General features: G+C 41.5%; 8 protein-coding genes. 5 read left to right on the forward strand and 3 right to left on the reverse strand.

Annotated features, from left to right (window positions below; translation table 11 throughout):
- The first annotated feature begins 96 nt into the window (after positions 1–96).
- The 3 genes from hrpA to H5187_RS11755 all read left to right on the forward strand — a co-directional run bounded on the left by hrpA (position 97) and on the right by H5187_RS11755 (position 4,739).
- Positions 97–3,984, forward strand: coding sequence for an ATP-dependent RNA helicase HrpA (gene hrpA, locus H5187_RS11745; RefSeq protein ID WP_182794728.1), 3,888 nt, complete (start codon positions 97–99; stop codon positions 3,982–3,984).
- A gap of 72 nt (positions 3,985–4,056) precedes the next feature.
- Positions 4,057–4,434 carry a PleD family two-component system response regulator gene (locus tag H5187_RS11750; protein WP_145241521.1) on the forward strand — a complete coding sequence of 126 codons (378 nt, stop codon included), beginning with the start codon at positions 4,057–4,059 and terminating at the stop codon, positions 4,432–4,434.
- 8 nt (positions 4,435–4,442) lie between these two features.
- The gene (locus H5187_RS11755) at positions 4,443–4,739 is read left to right on the forward strand and encodes a PilZ domain-containing protein (RefSeq protein WP_145241426.1); all 297 of its coding nucleotides are present in this window, start codon (positions 4,443–4,445) and stop codon (positions 4,737–4,739) included.
- Positions 4,740–4,773: 34 nt separating this feature from the next.
- On the opposite strand, the gene H5187_RS11760 is transcribed toward H5187_RS11755, so the two are convergent.
- Entirely contained in the window at positions 4,774–5,964 is a 1,191-nt protein-coding gene (locus H5187_RS11760) for a class I SAM-dependent methyltransferase (RefSeq protein ID WP_145241424.1), read from the reverse strand.
- Between the two features lie 138 nt (positions 5,965–6,102).
- On the opposite strand from H5187_RS11760, the gene H5187_RS11765 reads away from it, so the two are divergent.
- Both H5187_RS11765 and H5187_RS11770 read left to right on the forward strand, forming a co-directional pair.
- A complete protein-coding gene (locus H5187_RS11765) occupies positions 6,103–6,768 on the forward strand; it encodes an HD domain-containing protein (protein WP_145241422.1) in 666 nt (221 codons plus the stop codon).
- The gene (locus tag H5187_RS11770; RefSeq protein WP_145241420.1) at positions 6,768–7,157 is read left to right on the forward strand and encodes a VOC family protein; all 390 of its coding nucleotides are present in this window, start codon (positions 6,768–6,770) and stop codon (positions 7,155–7,157) included. The genes H5187_RS11765 and H5187_RS11770 overlap by 1 nt, the downstream gene beginning before the upstream one ends.
- A 7-nt stretch (positions 7,158–7,164) precedes the next feature.
- On the opposite strand, the gene H5187_RS11775 is transcribed toward H5187_RS11770, so the two are convergent.
- Together H5187_RS11775 and H5187_RS11780 are read right to left on the reverse strand one after the other, a co-directional pair.
- On the reverse strand, positions 7,165–8,154 hold the full coding sequence (locus tag H5187_RS11775; RefSeq protein ID WP_182761445.1) for a two-component system response regulator: 990 nt from the start codon (positions 8,152–8,154) through the stop codon (positions 7,165–7,167).
- Positions 8,154–11,495: an MHYT domain-containing protein gene (locus tag H5187_RS11780; protein ID WP_182794726.1), complete on the reverse strand. Its 3,342-nt coding sequence runs from the start codon at positions 11,493–11,495 to the stop codon at positions 8,154–8,156. The genes H5187_RS11775 and H5187_RS11780 overlap by 1 nt, the downstream gene beginning before the upstream one ends.
- Between the last annotated feature and the right edge of the window lie 37 nt (positions 11,496–11,532).

Here is an 11,532-nt window from a genome sequence, read left to right on the forward strand (position 1 = left end):
TTGGTTATTACATTTTATATCGCAGCAAAGTTAACCCCTGCGGCGAAGTTTGCTACAATCGCTCGTCTTTACTCAAATTTTATAAGGTAGTCGCGGGTGGTTAACCTAGGTCAATTGTTTGGTGAACTAAAAACGTGTTTAAGAAAAGATCAATTCATCTTTAAAAAACGCCTTCACGGCATAAAAAAAATAACCGATGAAACAAAACAAGCAGCCGTGATTGAAAAAATCACTGCGGATATAGCACGTAGCCAACAATTGCGAGAGGTGCGCTTAGCTCAGTTACCTAAAGTAACTTACCCTGAGCAGCTCCCCGTCAGTCAGAAAAAAGACGACATTAAAGAGGCTATCGCCAATAACCAAGTGGTTATTATCGCGGGTGAAACCGGCTCAGGTAAAACCACGCAAATTCCTAAAATGTGTTTAGAACTTGGCCGTGGCGTTGATGGTTATATCGGTCACACCCAACCAAGACGTTTGGCTGCGCGCAGTGTCGCGGATCGGATTGCTCATGAAATGCAATGTGAACTTGGCCAGCAAGTGGGTTTTAAAATTCGTTTTAGCGATCAAGTATCAAATAACAGCTATATAAAGTTGATGACTGACGGTATTTTACTGGCGGAAATTCAACAAGACCGATTTTTAAACCAGTATGACACCATTATTATTGATGAAGCTCATGAACGTAGTTTAAACATTGATTTTATTTTAGGTTATTTGAAAAACCTATTACCAAAGCGTCCTGATTTAAAAATAATTATTACCTCTGCGACCATTGATCCAGAGCGATTCTCAAAGCATTTTAATGATGCACCGATTATTGAAGTGTCAGGACGAACATTTCCGGTGGATGTGCGTTATCGTCCTTTGGTTGAAATTGATAAAAATGATATGGAGGCTGAAGGCGACCAGCTGCAAGGTATTTTTGATGCCGTTGATGAGCTGTGCCAAGAAGGCCCAGGCGATATTTTAATCTTCTTAAATGGTGAACGGGAAATACGCGATACTGCTGATGCCCTTAGTAAACGTAATTTAAAAGGAGCGGATGTTTTACCTTTGTATTCGCGCCTTTCTAACGCAGAACAAAACCGTATTTTTGCTCCCCATAGTCGTCGTCATATTATTTTATCGACCAACGTTGCTGAAACCTCACTTACTGTGCCGGGTATTCGATACGTTATTGATCCTGGTACCGCGCGCATTAGCCGTTATAGTTATCGTACTAAAGTGCAGCGTTTACCGATTGAGCCAATATCACAAGCCAGTGCCAATCAGCGAAAAGGCCGCTGTGGCCGTGTGGAAGCGGGTATTTGTATTCGTTTATATGCTGAAGATGATTTTAATTCGCGCCCAGAGTTTACTGATCCAGAAATACTACGTACTAATTTAGCCTCAGTTATTTTAAAAATGCTTGGCTTAGGGTTGGGCGATATGGCCGAGTTCCCATTTGTACAAGCACCAGATAGCCGTAATATCAACGATGGCTTAACGTTACTAGAGGAACTTGAAGCGGTAAAACCTAGTCGTCACAATAGCAATACACAGCTTACTAAATCGGGTATTGAACTGAGCCGCTTACCGGTTGACCCGCGTTTAGCTAAAATGGTACTAACAGCACAAAAGCTGGGTGCGCTGCGTGAAGTGATTATTATTGTGGCGGCGTTATCGATTCAAGATCCACGCGAGCGCCCGCAAGAAAAACGCGCTGCTGCAAACGAAAAGCATGGCCGTTTTGACGATCCTGATTCAGATTTCATCGCCTTTTTAAATTTATGGAATTACTTAGAAGAGCAGCAAAGTGAGCTAAGTAACAGCCAATTCAGAAAGCTGTGCCAAAAGGATATGCTCGCTTATATGCGTATTCGTGAGTGGCAAGATATCGTTTATCAGCTCAGTACTGTGTGCAATGAAATGGGCATGAAAGCGACCAGCAATGTTGCCGATGGCGATAAAATCCATCAAGCGCTATTGAGTGGCATGCTCAGTCACATTGGTTTTAAAGATGAAAAGCAAGTATATAAAGGCGCTCGCAACAGTCAGTTTCATGTATTCCCAGGCTCTGGATTATTTAAGAAAAGCCCAAAATGGTTGATGTCGGCAGAGCTGGTTGAAACCAGTAAATTATATGCACGTATTAATGCCAAAATTAACATCGATTGGGTTGAACCATTAGCACAACACTTAGTAAAACGCAGTTACAGTGAGCCGCATTGGGAGAAAAAGCCCGGCGCAGTGATCGCTTTCGAACAGCAGGTACTATACGGGCTGATCATAGTGTCAAAGCGTCGCTGTGTGTACAGTAACATTGATCCGAAAGTTAGCCGCCAGTTGTTTATTCGCAGTGCCTTAGTAGAGCAAGATTTAGGTCAAAATGAAGGGTTTTTGCAGTTTAATCGCGAACTGATTGAAGATATTCAAACTCTAGAAAATAAAAGCCGCCGTCGTGATATTTTAGTTGATGAGCAAACCTTATATGAGTTTTACGATAAGAAAATTCCTGCTCAAATAAACAGTCGTGCAGCATTTAATAAATGGTATAAAACGCAAAAGCAGCAGGATAAACATTACTTGCAAATGACACGTGATGATTTAATGCAACACGGTGCTGATAGTGTTACTGAGTTTGATTACCCCGATGTATGGCAACAAGGTAATTTAATGTTGCCGTTGAGCTATCATTTTGATCCAGGCCAAGCGGTCGATGGGGTTGCAGTGCAAATTCCGGTGGCCTTACTAAACCAAGTAGAAGAAGCTGGCTTTGACTGGCATATTCCTGCATTTCGTCATGAGTTGATCACCGGTTTAATTAAATCTTTACCTAAATCACTACGTCGTAATTTTGTGCCTGCGCCAAATTATGCAGATGCGGTTCTTGCAGCAATCGAGCCTATGCAAGGTAACTTCATTGAGGCACTCAGTACGCGTTTATTACGTATGACAGGTGTAAAAGTTGATCCAGAGGCCTGGGATTTAACCACCCTTGCGACTCACTTACGACTGCAGTTTGAAGTTCGTGATGAAAAAGATAATGTACTTGCCCGAGGTATGGATTTAGCGAAACTCAAAGCGCAATTGCAGGGTAAAGTGACGCAAACGCTGTCTAAAGTGGCAGATAAAGGCATTGAAAAAGCTGACCTATTGCAATGGGATTTTGGCAAGTTACCGGTATCCTATGTGAAAAAACAAGGCCAGTATGAAATCAAAGCGTATCCTGCGCTGGTAGATAAAAAATCATCGGCGGCAGTGGAGCTATTTGATAACGAAGTTAAAGCGCAAACTGCCCATCAGCAGGGGTTACGCCGTTTGGTATTACTGAATGTACCTTCGCCGATAAAATATTTGCAACAAAACTTACCCAATAAGGCTAAATTAGGTCTATATTTTAATCCGTTTGGTAAGGTTGCTGATTTAATTGATGACTGTATTGCCGCAGGCGTTGACAGTTTATTGGTGAAATTAGGCGATGTACGCACCGAACAAGCGTTTGAGCAAGTAAAAGAGCACGTGCGCGGTGAGCTCGGCGATGCGGTTGTTGCTATTGCAACCCAAGTTGAGCAAGTGTTGAGTATTGCGCATGCGTTACATAAAAAAATGAAAGGGCGAGTTGATTTAACCATGATCACTGCACATGGAGATATAAAAAGCCAACTGGGATCTTTGGTATTCAAAGGCTTTGTTTCAAATCATGGCGCAGACAAACTTAGTGATTTAATTCGTTACTTAAAAGCAATAGAAAAACGCTTAGAAAAGTTGCCAGTTGATCCAAATCGTGACAGATTATGTGTACTTGAGTTAGAAAAGGTTGCTCAAGAGTATCAAAAACAGCTGAAAAAAGTGCCGCCTGGAATGCCTGCTCCGCAACAATTGCAGGATATTTTTTGGATGCAACAAGAGCTTAGAGTATCCTTGTTTGCGCAAACGTTAGGGACACCGTATCCGATTTCAGCTAAGCGTGTATTGAATGCTCTGAAAGAAATTGATTGAGTTTGGTATTTAGTAAACATCGAATACCTTGGAAGGAAATATTTGTTAGATGAGAAGGAACTGATATTAACCATGCGCTCATCCGCTAATACACACCCGCGTTTACTAGTTGTAGATGACGAGTACTTTAATTTTGAAATGCTCAAAGTCGCTTTATCAGCGGATTTTGAGCTCAGTTATGCTGAATCAGGTAAGAGCTGTTTATCGTCGGCTATTGCAAATCCACCGGATGCGATTTTACTCGATGTATGTATGCCCGGCCTAGATGGTTACGACACGTGTCGAATGTTGAAGAACACCCCTGAAACTCGTAATATTCCTGTTGTTATGGTGTCAGGCTTAGAATCCGTACAGGAACAACAAGCTGGTTTTGATGCCGGTTGCGATGCCTATGTGGTGAAGCCTTTTTCGGTCGTGGGGTTATTAGAAAAAATCAATACGGTTGTTTAGGAGTTATTATGCTAAATGAAGATAAACGTAATTTTAGACGTATGCAATTAAATGCACAGGCAAAATTAACCACACTTGAGCCAGTCGCTGATCAACATTTTGATGCTGTATGTGTCGATTTAAGTGCAACTGGGTTGTCACTGCAGTTGGATGAATTACTTGAACTGGGCACCATTGTGAAGGTGAATATTGATTCGACCAGCCCTGCCATTGCACCACTTGATGCAACAGCAAAAGTCGTTCGTGCCAGCAAAGAAAGTGATGGCACGGTAACCGCTGGGCTAGAAATAATGCAGTTTAATTAACCTGATGAACTCAGGTTAATTAGTTGCAGTCAGTTTAGTAAACTTTACAGATCAGGCCTTTTAGGTAAAAACCTTCAGGGTAACTGCCTGCGATTGGATGATCAGCAGCTTGGTTTAAACGCTCCATGATCAACAAATCCTTACCAGCATCAAGGGCTGCATCAGCAACCACTTTTTGAAATAAATTTTGCTCCATTAAACCTGAACATGAGAACGTAAGCAACGTACCACCTGGTTTAAGAATTTGCATGGCAATCATATTGATATCTTTATAGCCACGACACGCACCCGTTAGTTGTGCTTTGTTATCAGCAAATTTAGGTGGGTCCATAACGATAGTATCGAATAACACCCCATCTTCACGGTATTGGCGTAGTAATTTAAATACATCTTGTTTTATGAAGTCAACTTTATCTAAATCAAGATTATTGTGCTCGACATTACGTTTTGCGGTATCAAGCGCGGGTTGCGATACGTCAACGTTAGTAACATGCTCGCAGCCGCCACGCAGCGCATACAATGAAAAGGTACCAGTGTAGCTAAAACAGTTAAGTACTCTTTTATCTTTTGAAAAACGCTCTAATGCAGCACGGCTATCACGTTGATCAAGGTAGAAACCGGTTTTATGACCTTCGAGAATGTCTACTTCAATTTTAAAACCATTTTCTTCAATTAATACTGGCTGCTCAGGCTTATTACCCCATAACACGCCCATAGTCGGCTCTAAGCCTTCTTTGGTGCGCACATCGACATCAGAGCGCTCATACACGTTACAGCCTGGGAAAATAGCGATTAAAGCGCCAACTATTTCACCTTTATGGCGCTCAGCACCGGCACTTAATAACTGACACACTAAAAAGTTGTCAAATTTATCAATGGTTACACCTGGTAAAAAATCAGACTCGGCGGCACATAACCGAAATCCCGTTAAGCCACCTTCAGTAATTACTTGCTCGCGTGCCGCAAAGGCACGACGTAAGCGACGTTCAAAAAAAGCTTGGTCGATGATTTCTGTTTCATCAAAGCTCCAAACACGCGCGCGGATCTGTGAGTGCGGACTGTAAGCCGCTGTAGCTAAAAATTTACCATTACTATCGTGAATGGTCACTGTGTCACCTAAACCTGGCTTACCTTTTATTTTTTTGATGGCTTTTGAAAACAACCATGGGTGTTTTCTTTTTAGTGATTTTTCACGACCAGCTTCTAGGTATACGACAGATGACATTAGGCTTCTCATTACGGATAAATTAAGAGCGTATTTTAGTGAAGCAGGCTCGAACATACAATGAATGTTTTGCACAACAGCCTATAACCGCGGTAAAGTAACAGTAATTCAATGCATTAATTTGAAATTACAGGATTTATGGAACAACGTTTGCCCGTTTTAGTATTATCTGAGCCGTTGCAACAGCTAGAAAATCATTGCCGTGCTTTTATTTTGTCGTTAGTGAGTGCTGATGTCGCCCACGATATTACCCATATTGAACGAGTCGTGCGTGTTGCAAAACAGCTCTGCTTTGCTGAAGATGCTTCGATGGACGTGGTGTTACCCGCAGCATGGTTGCATGACTGTGTTGCAGTGGCTAAAAACCACCCGGATCGCGCTAAAGCTTCAACAATGGCCGCAGATAAAGCAATTTCATTTTTAGCGTCAATAGGGTACGACGCGCAATATTTTGATGCCATTCATCATGCTATTGTAGCCCATAGTTTTAGTGCTAACATTGCAATTGAAAGTGTGGAAGCACAAATCGTTCAAGATGCTGATCGTATGGATGCTTTAGGAGCAATTGGTGTCAGCCGCTGTATGAAAGTAGGGGGCTCAATCGGACGCAATTTATATCACCCTGACGATCCATTTTGCGCCCACCGCAGCCCGGATGACAGCTTGTATACATTAGATCACTTCTTCATCAAGCTATTACATATTGCACAGAGTATGAATACACCTTCAGCAAAAGCAGAAGCGGTGCGTCGTACTGAATATATGCAGGTATTTATTGAACAACTTAAGTCGGAGATTGGCTAATGGCAATGCCTACTTTATCTGGTGTCGATCATTGCCATTTAAATGTGACTAACCTTGCGCAAGCCGTCACGTGGTACAAAACAGTCCTTGGATTTAATATTGTGCCAGAGCTTGCTTTTTGGGATGAGGGTACTGGGCCTTTAACACTAGAAGATCCTGCGGCAACTATTCGCTTAGCGTTATTTGAGCGAGAGGGCAGTAGTAAAGGGATTGCATTTGGCGCATCTGGAGAGCAGTTTATCGCTTGGCTTAAGCATTTGGCTGACTTAAATATTAAAACCGTGGTTGCTGATCACAAAGTTACATACTCTGTTTATTTTCAGGATTTAAGTGGTAATAGTCATGAAATCACCTCTCATGACTATGCATATATCTCGGCCAACATCTAGCATATGGTTAGCTTTGGTAGGCAGAGTACACTGCTAAAACAGCATCTAGCTGGCCTTCAAATAGTGCGATAAGCTGAGGATCAAAGTGTTTACCAGCTTGCTCGCGCATATGACTTATGGCTTCATCAACGCTCCAAGCTTGCTTATAGGGACGTTTAGAGGTAAGTGCATCGAATACATCGGCGATTGCCACAATACGTCCTTCAATCGAAATTTCCTCACCTTTAAGACCGTTTGGATAACCTGATCCATCCCATTTTTCATGATGCTCCATCGCAAGTATATAGGCGAGCTGCAATAACGGCGATGACGAGTTTGCTAAAATTTTAGCGCCGATTTTGGCATGCTGTTTCATGTGTTCAAATTCTTCGGCTGTTAATTTCCCTGGTTTAAGCAAGATTGCATCGGGAATGCCGATTTTACCAATGTCATGCATCGGTGCTGCTTGTTTGAGAAGCTCAGCATGTTGTTCAGTCATTCCATAGGCTAGTGCTAAAATTTTACTGTATTTACTCATGCGCACAATATGCTCGCCAGTATCGGTGTCTTTATACTCGGCAGCGCACCCTAAACGATGGACTAAATCAACGTGAGCCAACTTTAGCTGCTCAGCCTGAACTAGGGATAAATGAGTTTTAACACGCGCTCTTACGATTGCAGGACTAATAGGCTTGGTTATGTAATCTACCGCGCCAATTTCAAAACCTTTAAACTCATCACTTTCATCCGCAAGTGCAGTCACAAAAATGACTGGAATATGCTCAGTAGCAGGGTTTTGTTTAAGCAGCTGACATACTTCAAAACCACTCATATTTGGCATCATAATATCGAGTAGAATGAGTTTGGGTGGCTCTTTTTCAACTAACGCGAGCGCGGCATCACCCGATTTAGCAAAAGAGAGGCGATATTGATTCCCTAATACTTCGCGCATGACTTTAAGGTTGGCGGGTTCATCATCAACAATAAGAATTCGTGGGCGTTCGGTTATTAAGTCCATCAGTGTGTTTCCAAATTTGCTGCCTGATTGAGCAGCTCTATTAATGCAATAAGAGTACTCTGGGCATTGTCAAAGTCAAACTGGTCGAAATATTCGATTAATGCATCCACATCACTTTGATAAGTAGCGGGGGCATTGTCTGCTAATGTTGCTAACAACTCATCATTGAGCTCTGCATTTTCTGCGTCTTTACGCAGTTGTTCACACAGTATTTTAAATTCGCTGAGCGATAGTACTTGGGTATTTTTTTCGCTGCTTTGCACTGCTATACAGCTGCTGGTTTTTCTAGCTAACAACTCATTGACCGCATTAAACTCTATCTGCAATTGCTGAATTATTTGCGCCTGCTGCTCAGGGGCTTGGCTGTTTTCTAAGGTTGAAAGTAGGGCCATCATAGTCGGTAAACCTAAATTACCAGATAAGCCTTTAAGGGTATGTAATGTGCCATTAATATCTTTTAAGGCATTTAGTCCATCATTAAAGATAATGTCACATGTTGCCTGCTGCTCTTTAAAAAAACGGTGTATTTCGCTCAGCTGTTTACACTTACTGCCCCAAAGTTGCTGTCCTTTTTTTAAATCAATATGCTGTGCTGTGGGATCACTGTGAGCAATTTGCGTTTCTATATTTAAACCAAAGCCAAGCACTTGCGCAATCTCTTGATTCAATTGATTGATATCAACAGGCTTATTGGCGAAGCCATTCATACCCGCTTTTTTAGCCGTTAATTTATCTTGCTGTAAGACACTGGCGGTGAGCGCAATGATCGGAGTCTTTTTTAGCTGTCGTTGTTGCTCAATTTCACGAATTTTTTCGGTCGCGGCAATACCGTCACATTCAGGCATATGGATATCCATTAAAATGACATCAAAATCTTGTTTTTCAAAAATAGCGATCGCTTCTAAGCCGTTGCTTGCAGAGCTAATCGTATGCTGATCTCGCGACAATAATAACTGTAGTAGCTCAACATTTTGTGCTATGTCATCAACGACTAAAATGCGCAGCTTAGGTAATTGCGTATACAACTTATCAAAGTAATTGACTTGGGTTTCATCACCGACCTCTAAAGGCAATGAAAAATAAAAGCAGCTGCCTTTATCTTCTTCACTGACTACGTTGATTATGCCACCCATCAGCTCAACGAGTTGCTTACTGATAGTAGTACCAAGTCCAGTGCCACCAAAACGACGTGTAGTAGTCCCGTCAGCTTGTTCAAAAGGCTGAAATACCGCTTTAAGACGATCTTTAGCAATACCAATACCGGTATCTTGTACTTCAAAAAATAAGTAATTATTTTGTGTCGTACTGACAGTGACATTCACTGAGCCCTGAGCTGTAAACTTAACTGCATTACCAATTAAATTTGTTAAAACTTGGCGAATTCGGTCTGGATCACCGTAATAAGTAGGGTGAACAGACTCTTTGATGGTAAGTGTTAGTTCTAGATCTTTCTTTTTTGCTTCTAACCAAAATGTAGAAATAATACTATCAAGCACCGCTTGAAGATTAAAATGCACTAATTCAATGGTCAGCTTACCTTTTTCAAGTTTTGCAGAATCCAATATTTCATTTAATAGCCGTAACAGCGAGCGAGCCGCATTATTTACGATAATTAAGTGCTTTTGTTGGTCTTGATCAAGTGGTGTATCCATCAATAAATCACTAAAGCCAATAATCGAATTCATCGGTGTGCGAATTTCGTGACTCATATTCGCCATAAATGACTGTTTGGCTTGAGCTGCATCTTCGGCGGCTATTTTCGCCAACTTTAATTTATCTTCGTATTCACGACGTTCACTAATATCGATAATAACGCCGTCGATCCAAATCGCTTCACCTTGCTTGTTGAACTCAAAGCTACCTTTCTCAAGCACCCAAATTAGCTTGCCACTTCGATGACGTAGTCGGTATTCAATTGAGTATTGCGATTTAGCAGCGATCGCTTGCTCGACCGATTTATTGATGCGTTTGTTATCATCTTTAAAAATCAAATCACTAAACTGAATATGCTGATTGATAAATTCCGATGGGACATAGCCAGTTACTTCATTAATGCTAGGGCTAATAAAAATCATGCTCCAGCTTTTATCCAACTGGCAGCGAAATACCACGCCAGGCATATTATTCATCAGCGAGCGGTATTGTTGTTCTTTCGCTATGAGGTTTTGTTGTAGTTTGCGTTGCTCAGTCAAGTCAGTAATAAAGCCAACAAATATTGACTCTTGTCCTGGCTGGTTTGCTTCACCAATACCTAAGCGAATAGGAAATAGGTGACCTTGTTTATGTTTAGCAAGAACATCACGATTGACGCCAATAACTTTACCTAAATCGATGTGATGTGCCTTTAATAGATATTCATCATGCTCGGCTGCGATATCATCTGCCATCAGCATTTTTATGTTTTTACCCTTTACATCAGTGCTATGCCAGCCGAAAATATTCTCTGCAGCGTTATTAAAGCTTAAGATAATACCGCGATTGTTAATTGTTACAATGCCATCTATAGCGGTCGATAAAATAGCCTCTAAGCGAGATTCATTCCGTGTTTTTTCTTCAAGTAACATGCGATAGCGTACCATACCGTTAATGATAGCAACTATCGCGGTTAGAATAATGGTGGCGAACACTACGCTAATAGCAACAAATGTAAGTTCTGAGCTGGCGCTGTCATTACCAATTAATGGCGAGGTTGCAACAAACCGTGTTGCCGCCATTCCCATGTAATGCATACCTGCAACAGCAAAACCCAAAATGATTGCGCTGATCAACCGCGTCTGCAAAGAATTTAGTGTTGAGAGGTGCTTTTTAATATTAAAGCGAGCATATAAAGATATAAACGCCAGTACAACGGCAACGATAATTGACAACCCAAACATCAATGGATCGTAGCGTAGCAGCGGGCTCAATTCCATTGCTGCCATACCACTGTAATGCATAGTGCCGATACCTGCGCCGAGTAGTACCGAGGGCAGTATTAAACTGAAAATAGTGGCGTTATTTTTTACTAATAATGACACGCCAGTTAGGCAGGCTAAAAATGCTGGAATGAAAGATAAAAAGGTGAGTGTTGGGTCGTAGCTGATATTTGTACACAGTGAAAATGCCAACATACCAATAAAATGCATACTCCAAATACCGCCAGAAAGTACCAAGGAAGCCGTTGAGTTGGCTAATTTTTGATAACTTTTGAAGCGTGTTTCTTTGGCCAGATCGATCATGTAAGTTGCAAAAAATGCAGAGAAAATAGCCGTTAAAACAGACAGAGCGACTAAAAATGGGTCATAAACACCATTAATAAGAAGGCTCGGATCGTGATCGGTAATAAAAAAAGCGGTAAGCATAACGGCTCAATACACTGTTATTTCAGTAATAACTAAT

The sequence above is a fragment of the Pseudoalteromonas sp. SG44-1 genome (genome assembly GCF_014164315.1).
GTDB lineage: Bacteria > Pseudomonadota > Gammaproteobacteria > Enterobacterales > Alteromonadaceae > Pseudoalteromonas > Pseudoalteromonas rhizosphaerae.

What these genes read in the sequence shown, in the direction of transcription:
- H5187_RS11750 (WP_145241521.1), top strand. Translation starts at nt 4,057, where the DNA reads ATGCGCTCATCCGCTAATACACACCCGCGTTTACTAGTTGTAGATGAC.
- H5187_RS11755 (WP_145241426.1), top strand. Translation starts at nt 4,443, where the DNA reads ATGCTAAATGAAGATAAACGTAATTTTAGACGTATGCAATTAAATGCA.
- H5187_RS11760 (WP_145241424.1), bottom strand. Translation starts at nt 5,964, where the DNA reads ATGTCATCTGTCGTATACCTAGAAGCTGGTCGTGAAAAATCACTAAAA.
- H5187_RS11765 (WP_145241422.1), top strand. Translation starts at nt 6,103, where the DNA reads ATGGAACAACGTTTGCCCGTTTTAGTATTATCTGAGCCGTTGCAACAG.
- H5187_RS11770 (WP_145241420.1), top strand. Translation starts at nt 6,768, where the DNA reads ATGGCAATGCCTACTTTATCTGGTGTCGATCATTGCCATTTAAATGTG.
- H5187_RS11775 (WP_182761445.1), bottom strand. Translation starts at nt 8,154, where the DNA reads ATGGACTTAATAACCGAACGCCCACGAATTCTTATTGTTGATGATGAA.
- H5187_RS11780 (WP_182794726.1), bottom strand. Translation starts at nt 11,495, where the DNA reads ATGCTTACCGCTTTTTTTATTACCGATCACGATCCGAGCCTTCTTATT.